At 60.1% G+C, this 24592-nt stretch carries 17 protein-coding genes and 1 pseudogene; 6 read left to right on the top strand and 12 right to left on the bottom strand.

All coding sequences use genetic code 11. The features are described from left to right. Nucleotides 1–5: 5 nt before the first annotated feature. Nucleotides 6–782 carry a TatD family hydrolase gene (locus KW839_RS22455; protein ID WP_218425546.1) on the bottom strand — a complete coding sequence of 259 codons (777 nt, stop codon included), beginning with the start codon at nucleotides 780–782 and terminating at the stop codon, nucleotides 6–8. Nucleotides 783–785: 3 nt separating this feature from the next. Further along, on the bottom strand, nucleotides 786–1781 hold the full coding sequence (gene cra / locus KW839_RS22460; protein ID WP_218425547.1) for a catabolite repressor/activator: 996 nt from the start codon (nucleotides 1779–1781) through the stop codon (nucleotides 786–788). 289 nt (nucleotides 1782–2070) lie between these two features. Between cra and ptsP the strand changes: the two genes are divergently transcribed. Genes ptsP through KW839_RS22475 form a run of 3 tightly spaced genes read left to right on the top strand, consistent with a single transcriptional unit; the run spans nucleotide 2071 to nucleotide 7624 of the window. Then, nucleotides 2071–4932: a phosphoenolpyruvate--protein phosphotransferase gene (gene ptsP / locus KW839_RS22465; RefSeq protein ID WP_218425548.1), complete on the top strand. Its 2862-nt coding sequence runs from the start codon at nucleotides 2071–2073 to the stop codon at nucleotides 4930–4932. After that, entirely contained in the window at nucleotides 4932–5873 is a 942-nt protein-coding gene (pfkB, locus tag KW839_RS22470; RefSeq protein WP_218425549.1) for a 1-phosphofructokinase, read from the top strand. Before ptsP ends, pfkB begins: the two co-directional genes overlap by 1 nt. A gap of 11 nt (nucleotides 5874–5884) precedes the next feature. Beyond that, the gene (locus KW839_RS22475; RefSeq protein WP_218425550.1) at nucleotides 5885–7624 is read left to right on the top strand and encodes a PTS fructose-like transporter subunit IIB; all 1740 of its coding nucleotides are present in this window, start codon (nucleotides 5885–5887) and stop codon (nucleotides 7622–7624) included. A gap of 219 nt (nucleotides 7625–7843) precedes the next feature. Here the strand turns inward: KW839_RS22475 and KW839_RS22480 are convergent, their stop codons facing one another. The 3 genes from KW839_RS22480 to KW839_RS22490 all read right to left on the bottom strand — a co-directional run bounded on the left by KW839_RS22480 (nucleotide 7844) and on the right by KW839_RS22490 (nucleotide 13746). Further along, a complete protein-coding gene (locus KW839_RS22480; RefSeq protein WP_082457514.1) occupies nucleotides 7844–8215 on the bottom strand; it encodes an endonuclease domain-containing protein in 372 nt (123 codons plus the stop codon). A 458-nt stretch (nucleotides 8216–8673) separates the two neighbouring features. Continuing rightward, nucleotides 8674–11202, bottom strand: coding sequence for a sulfite reductase flavoprotein subunit alpha (locus KW839_RS22485; RefSeq protein ID WP_218425551.1), 2529 nt, complete (start codon nucleotides 11200–11202; stop codon nucleotides 8674–8676). A 225-nt stretch (nucleotides 11203–11427) separates the two neighbouring features. After that, complete coding sequence (locus tag KW839_RS22490) at nucleotides 11428–13746, bottom strand: TonB-dependent siderophore receptor (RefSeq protein WP_218425552.1); 2319 nt, start codon at nucleotides 13744–13746, stop codon at nucleotides 11428–11430. Nucleotides 13747–13953: 207 nt separating this feature from the next. On the opposite strand from KW839_RS22490, the gene KW839_RS22495 reads away from it, so the two are divergent. Then, on the top strand, nucleotides 13954–14634 hold the full coding sequence (locus KW839_RS22495) for a Fe2+-dependent dioxygenase (RefSeq protein WP_218425553.1): 681 nt from the start codon (nucleotides 13954–13956) through the stop codon (nucleotides 14632–14634). Further along, nucleotides 14631–15398, top strand: a complete 768-nt coding sequence (locus KW839_RS22500; protein WP_218425554.1) for a tetratricopeptide repeat protein — start codon at nucleotides 14631–14633, stop codon at nucleotides 15396–15398. Before KW839_RS22495 ends, KW839_RS22500 begins: the two co-directional genes overlap by 4 nt. Before the next feature lie 129 nt (nucleotides 15399–15527). On the opposite strand, the gene KW839_RS22505 is transcribed toward KW839_RS22500, so the two are convergent. From KW839_RS22505 to KW839_RS22525, 5 genes are all read right to left on the bottom strand, one after another. Then, nucleotides 15528–16691 (bottom strand): type III PLP-dependent enzyme, encoded by a 1164-nt coding sequence (locus tag KW839_RS22505; RefSeq protein ID WP_218425555.1) that lies wholly within the window; start codon nucleotides 16689–16691, stop codon nucleotides 15528–15530. A 460-nt stretch (nucleotides 16692–17151) separates the two neighbouring features. Continuing rightward, nucleotides 17152–18309 carry a betaine/proline/choline family ABC transporter ATP-binding protein gene (locus KW839_RS22510; protein WP_060541682.1) on the bottom strand — a complete coding sequence of 386 codons (1158 nt, stop codon included), beginning with the start codon at nucleotides 18307–18309 and terminating at the stop codon, nucleotides 17152–17154. After that, nucleotides 18306–18959, bottom strand: coding sequence for an ABC transporter permease (locus tag KW839_RS22515; protein ID WP_218425556.1), 654 nt, complete (start codon nucleotides 18957–18959; stop codon nucleotides 18306–18308). The genes KW839_RS22510 and KW839_RS22515 overlap by 4 nt, the downstream gene beginning before the upstream one ends. A 12-nt stretch (nucleotides 18960–18971) precedes the next feature. Next, the gene (locus KW839_RS22520) at nucleotides 18972–19865 is read right to left on the bottom strand and encodes a glycine betaine ABC transporter substrate-binding protein (protein WP_060541684.1); all 894 of its coding nucleotides are present in this window, start codon (nucleotides 19863–19865) and stop codon (nucleotides 18972–18974) included. Nucleotides 19866–19885: 20 nt separating this feature from the next. Further along, nucleotides 19886–20602 (bottom strand): ABC transporter permease, encoded by a 717-nt coding sequence (locus KW839_RS22525; RefSeq protein ID WP_060541685.1) that lies wholly within the window; start codon nucleotides 20600–20602, stop codon nucleotides 19886–19888. Between the two features lie 553 nt (nucleotides 20603–21155). Between KW839_RS22525 and KW839_RS22530 the strand changes: the two genes are divergently transcribed. Next, nucleotides 21156–22739: a peptide chain release factor 3 gene (locus KW839_RS22530; protein WP_060541686.1), complete on the top strand. Its 1584-nt coding sequence runs from the start codon at nucleotides 21156–21158 to the stop codon at nucleotides 22737–22739. A gap of 298 nt (nucleotides 22740–23037) precedes the next feature. Here KW839_RS22530 and KW839_RS22535 read toward each other — a convergent pair whose 3' ends face one another. Then, on the bottom strand, nucleotides 23038–24300 hold the full coding sequence (locus KW839_RS22535; protein WP_218425557.1) for a sel1 repeat family protein: 1263 nt from the start codon (nucleotides 24298–24300) through the stop codon (nucleotides 23038–23040). After that, a pseudogene (locus KW839_RS22540) lies at nucleotides 24300–24592 on the bottom strand (phospholipase); the annotation flags it as partial. The gene KW839_RS22535 and the pseudogene KW839_RS22540, both read right to left, overlap by 1 nt.

Genomic DNA, 24592 nt, shown 5'->3' on the forward strand with positions numbered 1-24592 from the left:
AGTGCTTACCAGTTGAACAGCTCGCGTGCATTGGCGGTACTGGCCGCCGCGAGCTGCTCTGGTGTGATCGCCATGATTTGAGCCAGCGCCTCGCAAATCGCCGGCAAATGCGCCGGGCTGTTGCGTTGCCCGGGGAACATGGCGGGCGCCATGTCCGGTGAATCGGTTTCCAGCACCACCGACTCCAGCGGCAGCTCGGCCAGCACGCGATGCATGCGCAGCGCCTGGGGCCAGGTCGCGGCACCGCCAAGGCCGAGCTTGAAGCCAAGCTTGATGTACTCGCGGGCTTCTTCCTTGCTGCCGGCAAACGCATGGATGATCCCGGCGCGTTTCAGGCGAAAGCGTTTGAGCGTGGCAATCACCGCCGCATGGCTGCGCCGCACGTGGATCAAGGCCGGAAGGTTGAAGTCATTCGCCAGTTGCAGTTGCGCATCGAACAGCCCTTGCTGGCGTTCGCGGTCCAGGGTTTCGATGAAGTAGTCCAGGCCGATCTCGCCGACCGCACACAATTGCCGATGGCCGGCCAGGCGCGTCAGCCAGGCGCCGAGTTCGCTCAAGTCCTCAGGGCGATGCTCGTTCAGGTACACCGGGTGCAGACCGAAGGCAGCGTGCAGGTCGGGATCGCTCTGCACCAGCTCCCAGACCCGCTGCCAATTGCCCTGATAAACCCCCAGAACCACGATTCGCCGCACCCCGAGGGCGCGACTGGCGCTCAGCAACGCCTGACGATCAGCGTCGAAGTCCGGGAAATCCAGATGGGTGTGGGTGTCGATCAGCTCCACGATTCATTCCTGGCGAATACGCTGTTTGAAGGTTCGCGCGATGGCTTGTACACCGGGTTGGTAATCGGACTGTTCGATCGCCGCCAGGGCCAGGGCCAGCGCCTTGTCAGCGATCAGTTGGTGTTGCTGGGCCATGGCGTTGACCGGCAGGGGCAGGAAGTCCAGCAACTGAGTGTCGCCGAAAGTGCCGAGACGCAGCGGGCGGTTTTTCAGCGGGAAGTCATGCAGGGCATCGAACACGCCCTGGAGCAATACGTAGGATGTAGTGATCAACGCCTCGGGCAAATGACCCAGGCGCAGCAACAAGTCTTCCATCAATTGCTTGCCGCACTCACGGCTGAAGGACTCGCCTTCTTCGATCAGCACGTCCCCTTTGAAGCCATTGAGAGCTTGCTTGAAACCGGCGGCGCGTTCCTGGCTGATGCTCAGGTCGGGACGGGCACCAATGAGCACGATCTGCTTGGGTAATGGCTCCAGCAGGCTGCGAGTCAGTTGCAGGCTGGCTTCGCGGTCGTCGCTGATCACCGAGCAGAAATGCTCGGGCTCCATGACCCGGTCGATGGCAATGATCGGCATGCCCTTGGCTTGCAATTGGCGATAACTGTCGTCGCTTGCCGGCAGGCAACTGGCGACGATCAGCGCATCGCAGCGGCGTGCGCGGAACAGTTTGAGCAACTGCAGTTCGCTGTCCGGCGCGTCGTCGGAGCTGGCGATCAACAGCTGATAACCCCGGGCTCGCGCACCTTGCTCAAGCAATTTGGCGATACGTGCGTAACTGGGGTTTTCCAGATCCGGCAGAATGAAACCCAATGTACGCGTATGCCGGCTACGTAAGCCGGCGGCCTGGGGATTAGGTGTGAAGCCATGTTGCTCGACGACCGCGCGAACACGTTCGACGGTGGCGCTGCTGATGCGCTGCTGTTCGGCTTTGCCATTGATGACATAGCTGGCGGTGGTAACGGACACACCGGCCAACTGGGCAATATCACTGAGTTTCAACCCGCTGTTTCCTTGTTTTTTCGAGCTTGCCTCGACATTTTCGTCAATCCTACCCGATTCAGGCAGACGACCCTTGTCGTAACGCAGCCGACAAGTAGGACTTCAAGGATGGATCATTATCGAGTAACGTGCCATTCATTATAGATTAAACGTTTCAGCAAGCGTATTTTAGGGGTTTATCCCTTTTGTCGGTTCTGCCCGTGCAACCGCCAGAAGAGTTGGCAAAAACGCGAAGGCTGATTCACTCAAAACAATACCTGGCGCCCCAAGGGGCCAAAAAGGAGAAAGCATGCTCGAGCTCACTATTGAGCAGATATCCATGGGCCAGTCGGCTGTGGATAAGTCCGCTGCATTGCAACTGCTGGCCAGTCACCTGGTCGCTGACGGCCTGGTGGACGATGGGTATCTCGCCGGGCTGCATGCGCGGGAAGACCAGGGCTCGACCTTTCTCGGTCAAGGTATTGCCATCCCCCACGGTACCCCGCAAACCCGAGATCAGGTGTTCACCACCGGCGTGCGCTTGATGCAGTTTCCCGAAGGTGTGGACTGGGGCGACGGCCACATCGTCTATCTGGCAATCGGCATTGCCGCCAAATCCGACGAGCATCTGCGCCTGCTGCAATTGCTCACTCGCGCCCTTGGCGAGACCGACCTCGGCCAGGCTCTGCGCCGTGCCGGTTCTGCGCAAGCGCTGCTGAAACTGCTGCAAGGCGCGCCGCAGGAATTGGCGCTGGATGCACAAATGATCGGCCTGGGTGTGCCGGCCGAAGATTTCGAAGAGCTGGTCTGGCGTGGCGCGCGCCTGTTGCGTCAAGCCGATTGCGTGAGCAACGGTTTCTCTGCCGTGTTGCAGCAGGTCGAAGCGCTGCCTCTGGGTGATGGCTTGTGGTGGTTGCACAGCGAACAAACGGTGAAACGCCCCGGCCTGGCCTTCGTTACGCCGGATAAACCATTGCGTTACCTCGGGCAGCCGCTGAACGGGTTGTTCTGCCTGGCCAGCCTCGGCGAAGCCCATCAGGCATTGCTTGAACGCCTGTGCGCGCTGTTGATTGAAGGGCGCGGCAACGAATTGGGGCGCGCCACCACCCGCCGCCAGGTGCTGGAAGTCCTCGGTGGCGAGCTGCCCGCAGACTGGCCGAGTGCGCGCATTGCGCTGGCCAACGCCCATGGTCTGCACGCCCGCCCGGCGAAAATTCTCGCGCAACTGGCGAAAGGTTTTGCCGGCGAAATTCGCGTGCGCATCGTCGATGGCCAGGACAGTGCGGTGTCGGTGAAGAGTTTGAGCAAACTGCTCAGCCTCGGCGCCCGTCGCGGCCAGGTGCTGGAGTTGATCGCTGAGCCGAGTATCGCTGTCGATGCCTTGCCCGCCTTGATGGCAGCTATCGAAAATGGCCTCGGTGAAGAAGTCGAACCGTTGCCGCCGGTGAGCCAGCAGCGCGAAACCGTCGCCGACTTCGCCGAAGTGCTGCTGGCCCCGGCGTCGGGTAGCCAGATCCAGGCCATCGCCGCAGCACCGGGGATCGCCATCGGTCCGGCGCATATTCAGGTGCTGCAAGCCATCGACTATCCGCTGCGCGGAGAGTCAGCCGCGATTGAGCGCGAGCGACTCAAGCAAGCTTTGGAGCAGGTGCGCCAGGATATTCAGGGTTTGATCGAGCGCAGCAAGGCCAAGGCCATTCGCGAGATCTTCGTCACTCACCAGGAAATGCTCGACGACCCGGAGCTGACCGATGAGGTCGACACCCGTCTCAAACAGGGCGAAAGCGCGCAAGCGGCGTGGATGTCGGTCATCGAATTGGCGGCCAGGCAACAGGAAGCCTTGCAGGATGCCTTGCTTGCCGAGCGCGCCGCGGATCTGCGCGACATAGGGCGGCGTGTACTGACGCAACTTAGTGGCATCGAAACCCCGAGTGAACCGGATCAGCCGTATATTCTGGTGATGGACGAAGTCGGCCCGTCTGACGTTGCACGGCTTGACCCGGCTCGCGTGGCCGGGATTCTCACTGCCCGGGGTGGCGCCACGGCGCACAGCGCGATCGTCGCCCGAGCGCTGGGCATTCCGGCATTGGTCGGTGCCGGCGACGCCGTGCTGTTGCTGGCGCCAGGCACACCGTTGCTGCTCGATGGCCAGCGCGGTCGTCTGCACGTCGATGCCGATGCGGCGACCTTGCAGCGCGCAATCGCCGAGCGCGACAGTCGCGATCAACGCCTGCAGGAGGCCGCCGCACAACGTCATCAACCAGCGCTGACGAGCGACGGCCATGGTGTCGAAGTGTTCGCCAACCTCGGTGAAAGCGCCGGGGTTATCGGCGCCGTCGAGCAGGGCGCCGAAGGCATCGGCCTGCTGCGTACAGAACTGATTTTCATGGCCCACCCGCAAGCGCCGGACGAAGCGACCCAGGAAGCCGAGTACCGGCGTGTCCTCGATGGCCTGGCCGGGCGGCCGCTGGTGGTGCGTACACTTGACGTCGGTGGCGACAAGCCGCTGCCGTACTGGCCGATCGCCAAGGAGGAAAACCCGTTCCTCGGCGTACGAGGCATTCGCCTGACCCTGCAGCGTCCGCAGATCATGGAGGTGCAACTGCGCGCGCTGCTGCGGGCCGCCGACAACCGGGCCCTGCGCATTATGTTCCCCATGGTCGGCAGCATGGACGAGTGGCGCCAGGCCCGGGACATGACCGAACGCTTGCGCAAGGAAATCCCGGTCGCCGACCTGCAGTTGGGGATTATGATTGAAGTGCCGTCGGCAGCGCTGCTGGCGCCAGTCCTGGCCAGGGAAGTCGACTTTTTCAGTATCGGCACCAATGACCTGACGCAATACACCTTGGCCATCGATCGTGGTCATCCGACGCTCTCGGCCCAGGCCGACGGGCTTCATCCGGCGGTGTTGCAACTGATCGACATCACCGTGCGCGCAGCCCATGCCAACGGCAAGTGGGTCGGTGTGTGCGGTGAGCTGGCGGCCGACCCGCTGGCAGTGCCGGTACTGGTCGGGCTGGGAGTGGACGAACTCAGTGTGTCCGCGCGCAGCATCGCCGAGGTCAAGGCGCGGATTCGCGAACTCAGCCTTGCCCGTACACAAGTGCTTGCCCAGCAGGCTCTGGCCGTGGGCAGCGCCAACGAAGTGCGCGCATTAGTGGAGGCTCTGTAATGGCCCGGATTCTCACCCTGACCCTCAACCCGGCACTCGACCTCACGGTTCAGTTACCGCGCCTGGAGCCCGGTCAGGTCAACCGCAGCGACGCCATGCACACTCACGCCGCCGGCAAAGGGGTGAACGTGGCCCAGGTGCTTGCCGACCTTGGGCATCAGGTGACCGTCAGCGGTTTCCTCGGCGTGGACAACCTGCAAGCGTTCGAAACCCTGTTTGCCAGACGCGGTTTTATCGATGCCTTCATCCGGGTTCCCGGTGAAACCCGTACCAACATCAAGCTGGCGGAAAGCGATGGACGCATCACCGATATAAACGGTCTGGGGCCGCGGGTCAGTGAAGTCGCGCAACAGGCGTTGCTTGATCGACTTGAGCAGATTGCGCCCGGGCATGATGCGGTTGTCGTCGCCGGCAGCCTGCCGCAAGGCGTCAGCGCCCAGTGGCTGCAGGCGTTGATTGGGCGCTTGAAGGAACTGGGTTTGAAGGTCGCCCTCGACACCAGCGGCGAAGCGTTGCGTGCTGGAATCAAGGCGGGTCCGTGGCTGGTCAAACCCAATAGCGAAGAGCTGGCCCAGGTCCTGGGGTACGGGGTGGTTTCGGTCGCCGCCCAGGCCGATGCGGCTGAGCGTTTGCACGCCCAAGGCATCAGGCATGTGGTGATCTCCCACGGTGCCGACGGCGTGAACTGGTTCAGTGTGGGCGCGGCCTTGCATGCCACTCCTCCCAAGGTCGGCGTCGCCAGTACGGTGGGCGCCGGCGACTCTTTGCTGGCGGGGATGCTTCACGGTTTGCTCAGTGCCGATACGCCTGAGCAAACCCTGCGCACGGCCACGGCGATTGCCGCGCTGGCCGTCACCCAGATCGGTTTCGGCATTGGCGATGCCGCGCAGCTGGCGCGGCTCGAACAGGGTGTACGCGTGCGTGCCCTGACAGAACAATAAGAGGGTTTGTCATGAAGTTAGCCATCGTTACGGCCTGCCCCAACGGCATGGTCACCAGTGTGCTGTGCGCCCGCTTGCTCGATGCGGCGGCCCAGCGTCAGGGCTGGAGCACCAGTGTCGAAATCAGTGATCCCGCCCACCCTGAACGTCAAATGTCGGCTGCTACCCTCGAAGGCGCCGAGTGGGTGTTGCTGGTCACCAGCGCGCCAGTGGATATGTCTCGATTCGTCGGTAAGCGGGTGTTCCAGAGTGCTCCGGCCCAGGCCCTGCAAGACGTTGAAGCGGTGTTGCGACGGGGCGCGCAGGAGGCTCAGGTGTACACGCCTGCCGAAGTCGTCGCCGAGCCGGTAGCCGTTGCGCACAATGCTCCGCGACTGGTTGCGGTTACGGCATGCCCGACCGGCGTCGCTCACACCTTCATGGCCGCCGAAGCCCTGCAGCAGGCGGCCAAGCGCTTGGGCTATGACCTGCAAGTGGAAACCCAGGGCTCGGTCGGTGCGCGTAATCCACTGAGCGCGGAGGCGATCGCCGAGGCCGATGTGGTGTTGCTGGCGGCGGACATCGAGGTCGCCACCGAGCGATTCGCGGGCAAGAAGATCTACCGTTGCGGTACCGGCATCGCGCTCAAGAATGCCGAAGCGACGCTGAAAAAAGCCTTGGCTGAAGGCAAGCGGGAAAGCGTTTCGAACAGTTCCCAAGGGCCGACCAAGCAAGAGAAGACGGGCGTCTATAAACACCTGTTGACCGGCGTGTCGTTCATGTTGCCGATGGTGGTGGCCGGCGGTCTGATGATCGCCCTGTCGTTTGTGTTCGGCATCACCGCCTTCAAAGAAGAGGGCACGTTGGCGGCGGCATTGATGCAGATTGGCGGCGACACCGCGTTCAAGTTGATGGTGCCGTTGCTGGCGGGTTACATCGCTTACTCGATCGCCGATCGTCCGGGCCTCGCGCCGGGCATGATCGGTGGTTTGCTCGCCAGTACCCTGGGCGCCGGTTTCATTGGCGGGATTGTCGCCGGTTTTCTCGCCGGCTATGCGGCCAAAGCGATCAACAAATATGCGCGGCTGCCGCAGAGCCTTGAAGCGCTGAAACCGATTCTGATCATCCCGTTGCTGGCCAGCCTGTTCACCGGACTGGTGATGATTTATGTGGTCGGCAAACCGGTGGCGGGGATGCTCGGTGCACTCACGCAGTTTCTCGACAGCATGGGCACCACCAACGCCATTTTGCTCGGTGTGCTGTTGGGCGCGATGATGTGCGTCGATCTTGGCGGGCCGATCAACAAGGCGGCGTATGCGTTCTCGGTCGGCTTGCTGGCGTCGCAGAGTTACGCACCGATGGCCGCGACCATGGCCGCCGGCATGGTGCCACCGATCGGCCTGGGTATCGCCACCTTCATTGCCCGGCGCAAGTTCGCCCAGACCGAGCGCGAGGCCGGTAAAGCGGCGTTCGTACTGGGGTTGTGCTTCATCTCCGAAGGGGCAATTCCGTTTGCCGCCAAAGACCCGCTGCGGGTGATTCCGGCGAGTGTTGCCGGTGGCGCGTTGACCGGTGCGTTGTCGATGTATTTCGGTTGCAAGCTGATGGCGCCCCACGGTGGATTGTTCGTGCTGGCGATTCCGAATGCGATCAACCATGCGCTGTTGTATCTGTTGGCGATCGTGGCCGGGAGCCTGTTGACGGCGGTGGTGTATGCGCTGGTCAAGCGGCCTGAGGTGGTGGAGTTGAGCGTAGTGCCCGTCAGCGCCTGATCCACAAGCCCTGTTGCGGATTCAAAAGCACCCCCTCACCCCAGCCCTCTCCCAGAGGGAGAGGGGGCCGATCGAGTTGTCTGGCGCTATGCATCGACCTGAGAGATCGTGTCGATTATGGATTCGGTACAGCACGCTCAGGTCGCAGTATTTCCAGAGAAGCCCACGGTCAGTCCCCTCTCCCAGTGGGAGAGGGTTAGGGTGAGGGCCACTGCCGGATCAGGATCGCGATCTCAAGTCCTGCGCAGTCCGAATAATGCACTCCAACACATCGCTCATCTGCTGAATCACCTCCAGATTACTGAACCGCACAACCCTGATCCCTTGCTCCTGCAGGTACTTGGTTCGACGCAGATCATGGATTCTTCCCGCCACCTCATAGTGCTGACCGCCATCCAGTTCAATGGCCAGTTTCAATTCGACGCAATAAAAATCCAGGACATAAGGCGGACATGGAAACTGTCGGCGGAATTTCAGATTGGCGATTTGCCGGGCCCGTAGTTTTTGCCAGAGCAGGTGTTCGCAGTCGGTTTGGTGGGTGCGTAGATGGCGTGCGAATTGGCGTAGGGGGAGGGTGGGGTGGTTGGGCATGCTTCACGTCCTTGTGAAGGGGGATGGAGGTTTGACTTTAGTCGGGGATTTTTGCGTTCGCATTGGAAATGCAGCCCTCACCCCAGCCCTCTCCCGGAGGGAGAGGGGGCCGACCGAGGTGTCTGGCGCTTTACATCGACCTGAGAAATCGAGTCGATTATGGATTTGCTACAAAATCTTCTGATCGTAGTATTTCGATAATGGATTTTGTACAGCGCGTTCAAGTCGCAGTATTTCGATCATGGATTCGGTACAGCTCGTTCAGGTCGCAGTATTTCCAGAGAAACCCACGGTCAGTCCCCTCTCCCTTTGGGAGAGGGTTAGGGTGAGGGCCACTGCCGGATCAGGATCGCGATCTCAAATCCTGCGCAATAATGCTCTCCAACACATCGCTCATCTGCTGAACCATTTGCAGATTACTGATCCTTGCTCCCGCAAATATCGCAGCAAAAACACTCTCAATACACGTCGCGACGATAGCGGCCCTGTTCGATCAGTCGCTCCACTTCAGATGCACCCAGCACCTCGTTGAGCACCTGATCGACGCCAGAGGCCATGCCCTGAAGGCTGCCACAGATGTAGATCATCGCGCCGTCCGCCAGCCACTTTTTCAGCTCGTGCGCCGATTCGCGCAGGCGATCCTGCACATAGATTTTCTGCGCCTGATCCCGCGAGAACGCCAGGTCCAGACGCTCCAGGTCACCGGCAATCAACCATTCTTCCAGCTCGTCGCGGCACAGGTAGTCGTGTTCGCGATTTCGCTCGCCGAAAAGCAGCCAATGCCGTTGCTGGCCATCGGCGATCCGCGCCTTGAGCAGGCTGCGCAACCCGGCCAGCCCTGTGCCGTTGCCCAGCAGAATCATTGGCACCGGTTCGACTGGCAGATGGAAACCGCTATTGCGGCGTACGCGCAGGCTGATAGCGCTGCCCACAGGGGCATGTTCGGTCAGCCAGCCGGAGCCAACGCCGAGGCTGCCATCCGGGTGCACTTCCTGACGTACGATCAGCTCCAGCATACCGTCGGCCGGTATGGAGGCAATCGAGTACTCGCGCATGGCCAAAGGTACCAATGCGTCCGTCAGCGCTTGTGCGTGCAGGCCGACCAGGTGGCTGCGGTTATCCGGTAACTGGCGGCTGGCCAGGGCTTGTTCGAGGGTTTCTTCCAGGCCACCCACCTGCACCCGGGTTTCGCCGTGGATGCCCAGGCCGTCGAGGAAGTGTTCGATCGCCCACGGACAATTGCGTGGCAACACTTCCACCAGATCGCCGGCCAGCCAGCTGCTGCTGGTCGGGGCTTTAAGGCCCACCAGGTAGACGCTCGAACCACTGCTGTCGGGATTGAGTAGCTCGCGCCGGGCCAGCGTCCAATTGTCATAACTCGGTGCTTGCCAGGTGTCCACGGGCATCTGACCGGTCAACAATCCCAGTTGCTGCTGCCAGTGACGCAAGGCGTAAGGATCGCCGCTGTCGACTTCCACGGGGGTAAACAGGGTCTTGCCGCCGTGAGCACCCAGCCAGGTGTGCAGGCGTCTGGCGAATCCGCAGAAGTGTTGATACTGCCGGTCGCCCAGTCCGAGAACCGCATAGTTCAGGCGCTCAAGGCTCGGCGCACGACTCAATACCTTGCGCTCGAACCCCCTGGCGCTGTCCGGTGCTTCGCCGTCGCCGAAGGTGCTGACTACAAACAACGCATTACTGGAGTCATGCAAATCCTGCTCGCTGACCTCTGCCAGTGGCTGCACTTTCACCGGCAAGCCTGCGGCCTGCAACTGGCCTGCGGTCTGCCATGCCAGTTGCTCGGCAAAACCGCTCTGGCTGGCGAAGCCGATCAGCCACGCAGGGGCATCGCTACCCGGTTGTACGAGACCGTTGCGGGTCGCCTTGATCTGGCGTTTTTTGCGGCGACGGTCCAGGTACAGCAGCCAGCCGGTGACGAAGAACAGCGGCATGGTCAGTGCGGTGATCGTCAGGATGATCCGTCCGACGATGCCGAAATAACTGCCGACGTGCAGGGCGTAGATACTGGTCAACAATTGAGCCTTGAAGCTCTTGTCGCTGTAGCGCTCTACTCGTTTGACGACGCCGGTGGCCGGGTCCAGGGTGATCTGGTTCAGGGCGCGGTCGTGGGGCGATGTCTTTAGCAGGTAAAACACGGTCGCCGGTTGGCCAGCCACCGCTGGCATGCGAATGTTGTAGGAGCTGAGATGCGGGCCGGCAGCGCTGTAGATGCTGCTCCACATTGCCGCGTAATCGGCCGTCGGTGCCGGACCTTGCGGCGCAGGGCCTCGCCCGCCGCGCACACGTTCGTTCTGCGGTGAATCGGACAGCAGACGGGTCAGGCCTTTGTTGTACCACTCATAGGACCACGACAGCCCGGTCAGCGCCGCCAACAGGTAAAACACCATGCACCAGGTGCCGGCGATCGAGTGCAGGTCCCAGTTGAAGCTTCGACCCTTTTTCTTCCAGTCCATGGTCAGCCAGGCGCGCCAGCTTTTCCACTGGCGCGGCCAGCGCAAATAGAGGCCGGACAGGCAGAAAAACACCAGGATCAGCGTGCATGCGCCAGTGATCTGCCGGCCGCTGTCGCCCATGGCCAGGAAGCGGTGCAGTTTCAGCATCAAGCCGAAGAAATCCTGACCCGTGGCGTCGCCAAGGAACTGGGCGGTGTACGGATTGAAGTAACGCATTTCGCCTCGGCGTTCACCCGGTGGCGGGGTAAACCACACTCGGGACGCATCGGTGCTGTCACTTTCGACGGTCAGCATCGAGACTTTCTTGCCGGATGCGGCTTCGATGCGCTCTACCAGTTCGGCAGGCGGCAACACACCGGCTACCTGTTTTTCGACCTGTAGCACCGAAGGATTGAGTGCGCTCAGGATCTCGTCCTGAAACGACACCGTCGCTCCGGTAATGCCCATCAGGGCCAGGACCAGCCCGGCGCTGATGCCGAAAAACCAGTGCAACTGGAACAGGGTTTTCTTCAACACATCGCTCGCCTTGTTCGTTCGAAATGGATCACCACGGCGCGCATTATGCCGTGAGTTGTCGAGAAGCATTCTTTCTTACGTACAAAAGCCCCGTTCATCTGGATGAACGGGGCCTGGTCCCTGCAGGCGCTGGCGAAGCCTGCGGTCTTTTGATCCTGGCGATTTCGGATGCGCCAAAAAAACAGAATCAACAGCTCGCAACCAACGCCAACTCCTCCACTCGCATCAGAAGTGGAAGTTGGTGCTCAGCAAGGCAGTACGACCGGCCGCCTGGTTGGCGAAGTGGGTCGAGAACGCTTTGTCGTAGTAGGTCTCATCGGTCAGGTTCTGCACGTTCAGTTGCAGGTCGACGTTTTTGGTCAGCTTGTAGGCCGCCATCGCGTCGTAACGAACGTAGGATTCAACCATGGTGGTGTTGGCCACGCTGCCGAACACGTCGTCGACATAGAACGCACCGCCACCGACGGTCAGCTTCGGCGTGACTTGATAAGTCGTCCACAGGCTGGCGCTGTTTTCCGGCGTATTGGGCAGTTGATTGCCGTCGTTGGCCGCGCCCAGCGGGCCGCCATCGATCTGCTCGCTGTCCATGAAGGCATAGCCGGCGAACACTTGCCATTTATCGGTGAGCTTGCCGGTAGCCGACAGTTCGACACCTTGAACGCGGGTCTTGCCGACGTTTTCGTAGGTGGTGGTGTTGGTCTGCACCCGGGCGTTGTCTTTCTCGGTGCGGAAGATGTCGGCGGTCAAGGACAGACGATCATCGAGCAGATCCCACTTGGTACCGATTTCGTAGTTCTTGGTGGTTTCCGGTTCCATGTCGCTGCTCAGCAGGTTGCCGCTGCGATCAGGCGTGCCACCCAAAGGGTTGCCTTCCGAACCTTCACCGAGGGTGTTGCCCGGTGGTGTGGCGGAAGTTGCGTAGGAGGCATAAATGCTGCCGTTCTCGGCCGGCTTGTAAACCACACCGAACTGGCCGGTGACGAACTCACTGACGTCATCGCCCTTGGCGGTGGTGGTGCCGGAAGCGTTGAACGTTTTGTAGTCAGTGTCGAAATGGTCGTAGCGCAGCCCCATGTTCACCAGCCACTGCTCGGACAACTCCAGGGTGTCGAACACATACAGCGCATAGGTATCGGCGTTGGTGTCGGTGCCGGCGTAGTTACGCGAGATCGCACCGTTCCATGGGTCGTTCGGCGTCGGATTGGACAGCGAGGTGCAGTTGTAGCCGCTTGGCGTGCCGATCAGTGCAGGCGAGCAGTTGGTGGTCGCTGCCGCAGTTCCCGGTGTGGTATCGGTGTTGACGTTGTACGAGGACTTTTCACTTTCCTCATGGGTGTACTCGATACCGGTGGCGAAGCTGTTCTTGAAGCCGGCGATGTAGATATCACCAAACAGGTCGGTCTGGTTGGTCGTGGTTTCGGTATTGCTGACCCGGGTGTTGGCCCGACGCCAGACGCTGCCGTTGTTGACGTTGCCCTTGCTGTCGTCCGGCTGGGTCAGGATGTAATCCTGCATGCTGCTGCCGTGACGCAGGGTGTTCTTGACGGTCAGCACATCGCTCAGGTCATGCTCGACGGCGAAGGTCGCGGTGTCGGTGCGGGTCTTGCGAAAGTCACGATCGGTCAGGCCATAGAAGTTGCTGCTGTCGCCACCATCGTTCGGCTTGTCCGGGTTGCCCTTGGTACGGGCAGCGGAGCCAGCGGCCGGGATCGAGTAAGGAATACCCGAGTCCGGCGTGTCGTTGCTTTCGAGGTGGTAGTAGTCGAGGTTAACGCGGGTGTCGGTGCCCAGGCCGAAGGCCAGCGACGGTGCCACGCCCCAGCGGTCGTAATCGACGCTGTCACGACCGGCGACGTTGCTCTCGTGGCTCATCAGGTTCAGACGGCCGGCGGTGGTGTCATTGAGCTGATAGTTGCCGTCCATTGTGTAACGCTGGGTCTGATCCGAACCCCAGGTAAAACCACCGTCGAACGAGTCGCCCAGGTGGGCTTTTTTGCTCACCAGGTTGATGCTGCCGCCGGCCGCGCCGCGCCCGCCAATGGCTGAGTTCGGGCCTTTGCTGACTTCGATCGATTCGACGGCGAAGATCTCGCGGCTTTGCGAACCGGTATCGCGCACGCCGTCCAGGTAGGTATCACCCTGGGCATCGAAGCCGCGAATGAACGGACGGTCGCCTTGTGGGTTACCGCCTTCGCCGGCGCCGAAGGTAATGCCGGGAACGGTGCGCAGGGCATCCTGCATGTTCAGGGCGCCAGTGTCCTTGAGGACTTGCTGTGGAATCACCGTGATCGAACGCGGTGTGTCCACCAGTGGCGCGGTGTACTTGGGCGAGGAGGCTTTCTCCACGTTATAGGAAGTCTCGTCCTGGGCTTCGCCGGTGATGGCGGTCGCACCCAGTGAAATCACATTGCCCGGAGCTTTTTCGTCGGCTTTTTCCGCCGCGAAAACCATGTGACCCGCAGAGCCGGCAGTAATCGCCATGCCAATGGCCGATGCGAGCAAACGTGGCGAACTGACCGGTAATTGTGGTTGTTGACGTGACATTTGAATTCCCCTCCCCAAGGATTTGAGGCCGCGGAATATAGGGTAAACAGGTATTTGTATCAATTGCGAAATATTGTTATTCGCACTTAATTTACATTCTTTACAATTTAACCTTACGGTTTTTGCTGACTCATTCGTCTGTCGGGTTTTACACAGGCAATAAGAATCAATACCATTGCCATCCCTTTGCCTTCAGGTGTCTCTGCTATGCTGCTGCACATTCCCGGCTTGTTCGAAAAAGAAGAAGTGCGGCGCATTCGTGAAGCGCTGGAGCAGGCCGACTGGGCGGACGGCAAGATCACCGCCGGCTTCCAGTCGGCCAAGGCCAAGCACAACCTGCAATTACCGGAAGGTCATCCTCTGGCCAAGGAAATCGGTGCGGCGATGCTGGAGCGGTTGTGGAAAAACCCGCTGTTCATGTCGGCCGCACTGCCGCACAAAGTCTTTCCACCACTGCTGAACTGTTACACCGCCGGTGGCAGTTTCGACTTTCATGTCGACAACGCAGTGCGCCAGCCCAAGGGCGGCATCGAGCGAGTGCGCACTGACCTGTCGGCCACACTGTTTTTCAGTGAGCCGCAGGATTACGACGGCGGTGAGCTGGTAATCCAGGACACCTACGGCACGCAACAGGTAAAGCTGCCCGCCGGTGACATGGTGTTGTATCCCGGGACCAGTCTGCACAAGGTCAACGCGGTCACTCGCGGCACGCGCTACGCCTCGTTTTTCTGGGCCCAGAGCCTGGTGCGCGAAGATAGCCAGCGCGCCTTGCTGTTCGAGATGGATGGGGCGATTCAGCAGCTGACCCAGGACATGCCTGATCACCCTTCGCTGATCCGCCTGACGGGGACGTATCACAACTTGCTGCGGCGTTGGGTCGAGGTATGAGTTTTCAACTGCGACGCGCAGAAGTGCTCAGCGGTGACCAGCTAAAAGCCATGCTGCAAGAGAGTCCCGCACGCGCGGCCCAGGCGGTGCTGATTGCGGCCGGCGAAGGGGTACTCGATGCTCAGGCGCTGCTAGGGCAAATCCTGCTGGACGGACAGGGCATCGAGCAGGATCAGCCGTTGGCCGTGCGCTGGTTCGGGATCGCCGCCCGGCGTGGGCACATGATGGCGCGCAACATGCTCGGTCGTTGTCATGAACATGGCTGGGGCTGTGAGGCCGATGCTGCCATCGCTGCGGGGCATTATCGGATCGCCGCCGAGGCCGGCCTGGATTGGGCGATGTACAACTACGCCAACTTGCTGGCGACCGGGCGCGGGGTGGCTGAGAATCAGCGGCAAGCGCTGAATCTCTATCGCCGCGCGGCTGAACTGGGCCACGCGAAATCGATGAATCTGCTGGGGCGCTACCTGGAAGAAGGGCTGGTCTGCCCGAAAGACCTGCCAGCGGCGCACGGTTGGTATCGGCGTTCGGCTGAGGGTGGGGACTTTCGCGGGCAGTTCAGCCATGCAGCAGTGCTGGCGGATCAGGGGAATATCGACGAGGCATTGCAATGGCTGCGCAGGGCGCTGACCGGCGGCAATCTGAATTTCCTGCGGGTCGCGAGCAAAGCGTTGTTGGACGCAACCGATCCGCAGATTCGCGCGTTGGCACCTGCGTACGCCCAACGCCTCGCCGAACTCGAACAGGTACTCACACCTCTGTAGGAGCCGGCTTGCTGGCGATCCAGGCACCGCGGTTCATCAGACGTTAATCGCCAGCAAGCCGGCTCCTGCAGATCACTGACAAAAAAGCCCATGACAGGTCATGGGCTTTTTGATTTCTGCGTGCAGTAATTACACGTAGAACGACTTCAGCGGCGGGAAGCCATTGAATTCAACAGCGCTATAGCTGGTGGTGTACGCACCGGTCGACAGCCAGTACAGGCGATCACCGATGGCCAGGTTCAATGGCAGGCCGTACTTGTAGTTCTCGTACATGATGTCGGCGCTGTCGCAGGTTGGCCCGGCGATGACCACTTCTTCCATCTCGCCTTTCTTCTCGGTCCAGATCGGGAACTTGATGGCTTCGTCCATGGTTTCGATCAGGCCGGAGAACTTGCCCACATCCGTGTACACCCAACGCTCTACGGCGGTACGGGATTTACGCGCGACCAGCACCACTTCGCTGACCAGGATGCCGGCGTTGGCAATCAGCGAACGGCCCGGTTCCAGGATGATTTCCGGCAGGTCGTCGCCGAAGTCTTCCTTGAGGAAGCGGATGATTTCTTCGGCGTAGGTTTCCAGGCTGTTGGTGCGGGTGATGTAGTTGGCCGGGAAGCCACCGCCCATGTTGATCAGCTTCAGTTCGATGCCGTCTTCTTCTTTCAAGCGCTCGAAGATCACTTTGACCTTGGCGATCGCCGCGTCCCAGACGCTGATGTCACGCTGTTGCGAGCCGACGTGGAAGGAGATGCCGTAAGGCACCAGGCCCAGGTCGCGGGCGAGGATCAGCAGGTCCATGGCCATGTCGGTCTGGCAGCCGAATTTGCGCGACAACGGCCAGTCGGCGGTGGTCGAGCCTTCGGTCAGGATACGCACGTAGACTTTCGAGCCCGGCGCAGCCTTGGCGATGTTGCGCAGGTCGGCTTCGGAGTCGGTGGCATACAGACGCACGCCCTTCTCGTAGAAGTAGCGGATGTCCTTGGATTTCTTGATGGTGTTGCCATAGCTGATCTGGTCGGCGCTGACGCCACGGCCCAGCACTTTGTCCAGCTCGTAGATCGAGGCGATGTCGAAGCTCGAGCCTTTATCCTTGAGCAGGTCGATGATCTCGACGGCCGGGTTGGCCTTGACCGCGTAGTAGACCTTGGCGAATTCGAAACCGGCGCGCAGGTCGTCATAGGCCTGGCTGATCATCGCGGTGTCGATCACCACGAACGGGGTTTCCTGCTTGTCGGCGAACGCCTTCATTTTCTGAAAGGTTTCGCGCGCGAAATAGTCTTCGACCTGGATCGACATACCTGGGAGCTCCTACTGGCAAACGTTAGTAATCAATGGGTGCAAATGAACGTCCTCCGTATCCCCACTTTGGTTCGCCTACTTCCCAAGGCATGTCGCCGAAAGCAAAAAGGCCATGGGAAGCGCTGCTTTCCCTTGGCCTTGCTGTCTCGTCGTCAGTACTTGAGCCGGATGGATCGTTTCCAGCATGGACGTTCGGCGCGAACTTTAGGGCGTGAGGGGCTTGAGATCAACAAAAAATGTCGCGTTTTTGCACACTTCCGTCGTGCGGCCCCTGACAGGTACTGATGTAACCGACCTGTGTGACGGTGTGATGTTCCCGTTGCAGGAAGAATTGAGGTGTTTCAGGGGGATTTTTGGTGTGCCATTCGCGAGCAAGCCCGCTCCCACATTTCGACCACATTTCCAATGAGTTAACTCGGTTGAGTGTGGGAGCGGGCTTGCTCGCGAAGGCGTCAGATCAGGCGACAGCAGTCTCTGCTGGCGAAACAATACTGGTCTTGCCTCCACGGGACTTGCCAGAGCTCAAATATTCGGCAATCGACTCCTGGGTCACTTCCCCAAGAAACACCCGTTCCGCATCCATCACCGGCAGCCACGACCGATTGAATTCATACATCCGCGACAACAGGATGCGCAGATGCTCGTCATAGGCGGCCGTAGCGTTGAACTCGCGCAAGTACTGAGCACAGGTGCCGGCCTGACGGTGCAAGTCGCGACGACGCACGTAGCCCAAAGCCTTGTTCTCGGCGCAGGTCACCACCACATAGCGCCGGTCATGCTCGTCCATCAACTCCAGCGCATCGGCCACCGGGGTTTCCGGGCTGACCGAAGGGGCGTTGTCTGCCGCATCTTCGGCCTTGACCAGCAGCAGGCGTTTGAGCGTGCTGTCCTGACCAACGAAGTTGCTGACAAACTCATCCGCCGGATGCGCGAGCAGGGTATCTGGATGATCGATTTGCAACAGTTTGCCGGCGCGGAAGATCGCGATCTTGTCGCCCAGCTTGATGGCTTCGTCTATGTCGTGGCTGACCATGATCACGGTCTTGTTCAGCGCCCGCTGCATCTCGAAGAACTCGTTCTGGATCATTTCGCGGTTGATCGGGTCGACTGCGCCGAACGGCTCGTCCATCAGCAACAACGGCGCATCCGCCGCCAGGGCCCGGATCACGCCGATGCGCTGCTGCTGGCCACCGGACAGTTCCCGTGGGTAGCGATGCAGGTATTGCTTGGGTTCGAGCTTGATCATGCTCATCAACTCGCGGGCGCGGTCGTGGCATTTCTGTTTGTCCCAGCCGAGCAGTTTCGGCACCACTACGATGTTTTCCTCAATGGTCATGTTCGGAAACAGGCCGATCTGCTGGATCACATAGCCGATGTTGCGGCGCAGGGTCACCTCGTCGAGACCGGTGGTGTCTTCGCCGTTGATCAGGATCTTGCCCGAGGTCGGCTTGATCAGGCGGTTGATCATTTTCAGCGTGGTGCTTTTGCCGCAACCGGACGGGCCGAGGAACACGCAGATTTCGCCTTCATTGACGGTCAGGCTCACCGAGTCCACGGCTTTCACGTCTTTGCCGTTGCTTTGGAAGGTCTTGCTGAGGTTTTGAAGTTCGATCATTTGAGCAGTCCTTTTGGAGTCAGCGAGCGTTGCAGCCATTGCAGAAGCAGGTCGGCGAAGATGGCCAGCAGACTGACCAGCACCGCGCCGACGATCAGCATCGACATGTCGCTGCGGCTGATGGAAGCGAGAATGAGTACACCGAGGCCGCCGGCGCCAATGGTCGCGGCGATGGTCATGACACCGATGTTCATGACCACGGCGGTACGCACGCCGGCGAGGATTACCGGTACGGCGATGGGCAGTTCGACCATGCGCAGGCGCTGGCCGAAGGTCATGCCGATGCCGCGTGCGGCTTCGCGAATGCCAGGTTCAACGCCGGTCAGGGCCAGGTAGGTGTTACGCATGATCGGCAACAGCGAGTAGAGAAACACCGCGGTGATCGCCGGCAGCGGACCGAGGCCCTGGCCGAATTTGGAATAGAACGGCAGCAACAGGCCGAACAGCGCAATCGACGGCACGGTCAGCAGCACTGTGGCGCTGGCTTGCAAGGGGCCGGCGAGGGTCGGGAAGCGGGTCATCAGGATGCCCAGTGGCACGCCGACCACGATCGCCAGGGTCACGGCGATGCCGACCAGGGTGATGTGCTGCCAGGTCAGGTGCAGTACCTGCTGCCAGTCGAGGTGGGAAAAGGCGTTGAGAAATTCCATGGCTTTTCCTCCTTATTTGATTGGATGCCGACGCAGGAAATCTGCGGCAACGGATGAAGGGCTTTCATGGTCGACATCGACCCGCGCGTTGAGCTGGCGCATGGTCTCGTCGTCGAACAGTTCGGCCAGGGGCTTGAGCTGTTCGGCCAGTTGCGGGTGTTCGTCGAGATAGGCCTGACGCACCACGGGAGCTGCGGTGTAGTCGGGGAAGTAGTGCTTGTCGTCCTCGAGCAACTTGAGCTTGAAGGCATTCAAGCGACCGTCGGTGGTGTAGACCAGGCCGGCAAACACCTGGCCGTTGCGCAGCGCGGTGTAGACCAGTCCGGCGTCCATTTGGCGGATGTTTTTGCGCGTCAGGTTCATGCCGTACAGCTTGACCATGCCGTCGAGACCGTCGGAGCGGTTGGCAAACTCGGTGTCCAAAGCCACCAGGTTGTTGGTCTTGCCTTCGCTGCGCAGCACGTCGTTCAACTGGCTGATGTTGTTGATCTGCGGGTATTCGTCGGCGACGTTTTTCGGCAGGGCGAGGGCATAGGTGTTGCTGAATTTGGACGGGGTGAGCCAGACCAGGCCTTTTTTCGCGTCGAGTTCTTTCACCCGGGCGTAGGACTGTTCGCTGTCGAGTTTTTCGGTGACATGGTTGTAGGCCACCAGCGACACGCCGGTGTACTCCCAGAGCATGTCCAGTTGCCCGCTTTCGTGGGCGCTGCGGGCCAGATTGCTGCCCAGGCCGCCGGTGACTTTCACCTCGTAACCCTTGGTGCGCAGGTACTGCGAGGTGATTTCCGCGAGCAGGGTTTGTTCGGTGAACACCCGGGCGCCGATGCGGATCACCGGTTTTTCCGCGGCTTGGGCAAATCCTGCGAACAGCAGAACGCAGCCTAGTAAAAAGCTTGATGTTTTCATGATGATTCCTTTGCCGAGGCTTAAGACGGGCGCAAGCCGCGTTCGAGCCAGACTCGGCTGGCAAGTGTCACCAGACCGTCGAGCAGCAGTGCAAGCAGGGCGGTACAAGCCGCGCCGAGCAGCAATTGCGGCTGATTGTTCAGGGCGATGCCGGGGAAGATCAGGCTGCCCAGGCTGTTGGCACCGATCAGGAACGCCAGTGGCGCCGTCCCGACATTGATCGCCAGGGCCACGCGCACGCCACCGATGATGATCGGCACGGCGTTGGGCAATTCGACTTTCCACAGCACCTGGCGCGGGGTCATGCCGATGCCGACGGCGGCTTCCTTGAGCGAACCCTGGACGTTTTTCAGGCCTTCATAGGTGTTGCGCACGATGGGCAGCAGGGAGGCCAGGAACAGGGCGAAAATCGCCGGACCGCTGCCGATGCCGAGGATGCCCAGGGCAATGGCCAGTACGGCGAGAGGCGGCACGGTGTTGCCGATGTTGAAGAACTGCATGAAGCGTTCGGCGCGGCCGACCATGGTCGGGCGGCTGAGGAGGATGCCGGCGGGGATGCCCACGACAAGGGCGGCCAGCATGGACGCGAGGACGAGAATCAAATGAGCTTGCAGGTAAAACAATAAATCGTCGCGGTAGTGTTCGATCGTGTTGATGCCGATCCAGTTGATCAGCAGGGCCAGAAGGGCGATTACCAGCGCGCCTCCTATCAGCCCTTTGCCATAGTGGATAGCCACAGGCGGACTCCTTTTTTTCAGTCGGCGAACACTTTCTCGTGTGGCAACGCCATGCCTGGCTGCCGAAAAAGTGATCGCGATAAGCAGCTCATGCCGAGCGCATTCCACTGTAGGAGCGAGCATGCTCGCAAAAACGTCCGGACAACGCGTACCTTCAGGTACCCAGCGTTATCGTTGGCGTCCATCGCGAGCGTGCTCGCTCCTACAGGGGGAGAGCGCACGGCTTTTTGAGCCATGAGCACAGCCTCGTCAGGCTGAATTGCGGGTGTTTCAGGCCCCCGACGAGTGGTCGTAGCAGGGGAGTGGACGCCTCCACCTTTTAAAAGGTTCCATAATTTGCAGCCTTTGGCCACCCTTAATGACCACTCGCATATCCGTAGGAGCCGGCTTGCTGGCGATGGCATCCCCGCGGTCTGTCAGTTACACCGAGATGGTGCCATCGCCAGCGAGCCGGCTCCTGCAAGGGGCTCTGTTGGTCGCCGCGGTGGTCCGGGGCGGTCCCTTTGCGCTATACTCGCCGCCCTTTTTTGAATCACCTGCCAGGCGATTTCCCATGACCAAACAGGCCGCCGAAGTCGCGAAACGCCGCACTTTCGCCATTATTTCCCACCCCGATGCCGGTAAGACCACCATCACCGAGAAGCTCTTGCTGATGGGCAAGGCGATTGCGGTTGCCGGTACGGTGAAATCTCGTAAGTCCGACCGCCATGCCACCTCCGACTGGATGGAAATGGAAAAGCAGCGTGGTATTTCCATTACCACGTCGGTCATGCAGTTCCCGTATCGCGAGCACATGATCAACCTGCTCGACACCCCGGGCCACGAAGACTTCTCCGAAGATACCTACCGCACCCTGACGGCAGTGGACTCGGCATTGATGGTTCTCGACGGCGGTAAGGGTGTAGAGCCACGGACCATCGCCCTGATGGACGTTTGCCGTCTGCGTGATACGCCGATCGTCAGCTTCATCAACAAACTCGACCGTGACATCCGCGACCCGATCGAGCTGCTCGATGAAATCGAAGCGGTCCTGAAGATCAAGGCAGCGCCGATCACCTGGCCGATCGGTTGCTACCGCGATTTCAAAGGCGTGTATCACCTCGCCGACGACTACATCATCGTGTACACCGCCGGTCACGGCCACGAGCGCACCGAAACCAAGATCATCGAGAAGCTTGATTCCGATGAAGCCCGCGCCCACCTGGGCGACGAGTACGAGCGCTTCATCGAACAGCTGGAACTGGTGCAGGGTGCCTGCCACGAGTTCAACCAGCAGGAATTCCTCGATGGCCAACTGACCCCGGTGTTCTTCGGTACCGCTCTGGGCAACTTCGGTGTCGACCACGTCCTCGACGCCGTCGTTGATTGGGCGCCGCGCCCGCTGGCCCGCGTGGCCAACGAGCGCACCGTGGAGCCGGTGGAGGAGAAGTTCTCGGGCTTCATCTTCAAGATCCAGGCAAACATGGACCCGAAACACCGCGACCGTATCGCCTTCATGCGTATCTGCTCCGGCAAGTACGAAAAAGGCATGAAGATGCGCCACGTGCGCACTGGCAAGGACGTACGCATCGGCGATGCCCTGACCTTCTTCTCCTCCGAGCGTGAGCAACTGGAAGAAGCGTTTGCCGGCGACATTATCGGCCTGCACAACCACGGCACCATCCAGATCGGCGACACCTTCAGCGAAGGCGAAGTCCTGGGCTTCACCGGCATCCCGCACTTCGCCCCGGAACTGTTCCGCCGCGTGCGCCTGAAAGACCCGCTGAAATCCAAGCAACTGCGCCAGGGCCTGCAGCAGTTGGCCGAAGAAGGCGCGACCCAGGTGTTCTTCCCGGAACGCAGCAACGACATCATCCTTGGCGCCGTCGGTGTGCTGCAGTTCGATGTGGTCGCCAGCCGCCTGAAAGAGGAATACAAGGTCGAATGCTCCTACGAGCCGATCACTGTCTACTCAGCGCGCTGGATCGAATGCAGCGACAAGAAGAAGCTTGAGGAATTCTCCAACAAGGCCGTGGAAAACCTCGCGCTGGACGGCGGCGGCCACCTGACTTACCTGGCGCCTACGCGGGTCAACCTGGCGCTGATGGAAGAGCGCTGGCCGGACGTGAAATTCCGTGCGACGCGTGAGCATCACTAAGCGTTAGCTGCGATACCCGAAACCCCGTTGCGAAAGCTTCGGGGTTTTTTGTAGCCTTAAGTAATTCCCTGGATCAATGCACCTGACCATTGGCCGAGTCACCTTGGCGGACGAGAATTTCATTGTCCTTGCTGATGGACTGCTTGATGTTGTAACCGATGAGTTCTATCACCTGTGCGTCTGCCTTAAACAGGGTTATTGCGCTGCTCTTGTGGTTGCCGGAATTGGCGTTGATTTGTCAGGCTCTTGCTACCGACCAACCGCCGAGCGCCTCGACTGATCATCGGATCAGAAATACTCAGGCTTCGCCGAACAATATCCATTCGATGTTTTCCTCTGCGACGGTAATACGATCGGCGAGCAGGAAGCGGCTATGGCTACGCCGGACGTTCAATGTCGGCATGATTTCGCCTTTCTCGAAACGTCGGATCTCGTCGACGATGCCTTCCGCTTTCCAATAGCCGGATTGCGGGCAGGCTTGACCGCTGTTGCAGGTCAGCTTGCGATAAGGCTCCCGGATGAAATCGGGAGATGCTGGTAGCGGGCGACCGGAAGTGGGGTCGAGGAGTTTGGCCTTGGCCAGTTGCTGGATCAGCGCTTCGCTGGGCTTTTCTGGCGGGACGTTTGCGAGGCGCTCTTCGAGCCATTGGAGCTTGCCGTCCCAGGATGGGAGTTTGGCCGGTGGCAGCGGGAGGATTTCGTTGATTTCGGGGACTTTGGGGTTGGCGTAGGAGTAGCCAGAGAGCACTTTCCAGATTTTTTCGTAGCGTTCTGCGCGTTCCAGATCTTCCTTTTGACCGAGGTAGTGCAATTCATTCGTAGGTTCTGGACCGCGAAATCCCTCCTCCATAAAACCGGCTGAAGTCTCATCTCCAGCCGCCACTCCGAGTTGGAATGCTTCGAGCGCATCTTGGTAATTGCCAGCTTGAGACAAATAAATTCCCAGCGCTGTTCCAGCCTCGCCATTGCCCTGTTCGGCGGCACAACGATACATTTTCAGCGCTATTTGGGGAGCGATATCAATCGGATCAAGCTTGTCTCCTACATGGTATTGCGCTAACGCACTTCCCCGATCAGCAGCCTTACGAAAGTAACGTAACGCCATCTCCGAATCCTGCTTAAGGCCGGCCGAACCCTGCTGAAGAAAGATCCCCACAAAGTAGTAACCTGTCGCCACACCGCTATCGATCAGTTGCTGACTCAAGCGCAGGTGTTCGGCGCCACGCAACTGGAACCGTTGGCGCATCGACCCGTTTTGTAGGTTGATGTTGGCTTTGTAATGACCATTTTCGGCGGCGATGCGGTACAAGCGCTCGATTTCGACGTCGACAGTTTTGTCCGGTATTAGCTGATTGTTTTTCTGCAGCCAGCGGGCGTAGTGGAACAGCACGCCAGATTCGGCACTGGCTTCCGGGATATTTTCGTGGGCACAGGTGAACGCCAGGTTGGCTTTGATTTCCGTCAGAGGTTTCACATGAGGATCCTTCTTCATATAGTTAAAAGTGCTACGGCTATCGCAAGCCGACAACAGCAGGCAGGAGAGCAGGAGAACGCGGCGCATCAGTCGAGGTCGCTCAGTTTGGCTTTTCCGTAATAAAATTCTAAGAGGGGGGCGATAGGCTTCTTCCAGTCCTTTTGGCGACGTCTATTTATATCGATGATCCCCTGCCAAGCCTTGAATGCCTTGCCCGCATCTTCCTGCACGCCCCTCCCATCCGTATGCAGCTCCCACAACCGCCGCCGCATTGCCTGGGTCACACTCATCCACTCATGGGCAATATTCAGCTCACTGTCCACCTGCATGCTGCGGGTATTGATGTTGGCCGAGCCATGGGTGGTGAACACGTCATCGA

Source organism: Pseudomonas sp. PDM31 (assembly GCF_019218965.1).
Lineage (GTDB): Bacteria > Pseudomonadota > Gammaproteobacteria > Pseudomonadales > Pseudomonadaceae > Aquipseudomonas.

What these genes read in the sequence shown, in the direction of transcription:
- ptsP (WP_218425548.1), top strand. Translation starts at nt 2,071, where the DNA reads ATGCTCGAGCTCACTATTGAGCAGATATCCATGGGCCAGTCGGCTGTG.
- pfkB (WP_218425549.1), top strand. Translation starts at nt 4,932, where the DNA reads ATGGCCCGGATTCTCACCCTGACCCTCAACCCGGCACTCGACCTCACG.
- KW839_RS22475 (WP_218425550.1), top strand. Translation starts at nt 5,885, where the DNA reads ATGAAGTTAGCCATCGTTACGGCCTGCCCCAACGGCATGGTCACCAGT.
- KW839_RS22480 (WP_082457514.1), bottom strand. Translation starts at nt 8,215, where the DNA reads ATGCCCAACCACCCCACCCTCCCCCTACGCCAATTCGCACGCCATCTA.
- KW839_RS22490 (WP_218425552.1), bottom strand. Translation starts at nt 13,746, where the DNA reads ATGTCACGTCAACAACCACAATTACCGGTCAGTTCGCCACGTTTGCTC.
- KW839_RS22495 (WP_218425553.1), top strand. Translation starts at nt 13,954, where the DNA reads ATGCTGCTGCACATTCCCGGCTTGTTCGAAAAAGAAGAAGTGCGGCGC.
- KW839_RS22500 (WP_218425554.1), top strand. Translation starts at nt 14,631, where the DNA reads ATGAGTTTTCAACTGCGACGCGCAGAAGTGCTCAGCGGTGACCAGCTA.
- KW839_RS22505 (WP_218425555.1), bottom strand. Translation starts at nt 16,691, where the DNA reads ATGTCGATCCAGGTCGAAGACTATTTCGCGCGCGAAACCTTTCAGAAA.
- KW839_RS22510 (WP_060541682.1), bottom strand. Translation starts at nt 18,309, where the DNA reads ATGATCGAACTTCAAAACCTCAGCAAGACCTTCCAAAGCAACGGCAAA.
- KW839_RS22515 (WP_218425556.1), bottom strand. Translation starts at nt 18,959, where the DNA reads ATGGAATTTCTCAACGCCTTTTCCCACCTCGACTGGCAGCAGGTACTG.
- KW839_RS22520 (WP_060541684.1), bottom strand. Translation starts at nt 19,865, where the DNA reads ATGAAAACATCAAGCTTTTTACTAGGCTGCGTTCTGCTGTTCGCAGGA.
- KW839_RS22530 (WP_060541686.1), top strand. Translation starts at nt 21,156, where the DNA reads ATGACCAAACAGGCCGCCGAAGTCGCGAAACGCCGCACTTTCGCCATT.
- KW839_RS22535 (WP_218425557.1), bottom strand. Translation starts at nt 24,300, where the DNA reads ATGCGCCGCGTTCTCCTGCTCTCCTGCCTGCTGTTGTCGGCTTGCGAT.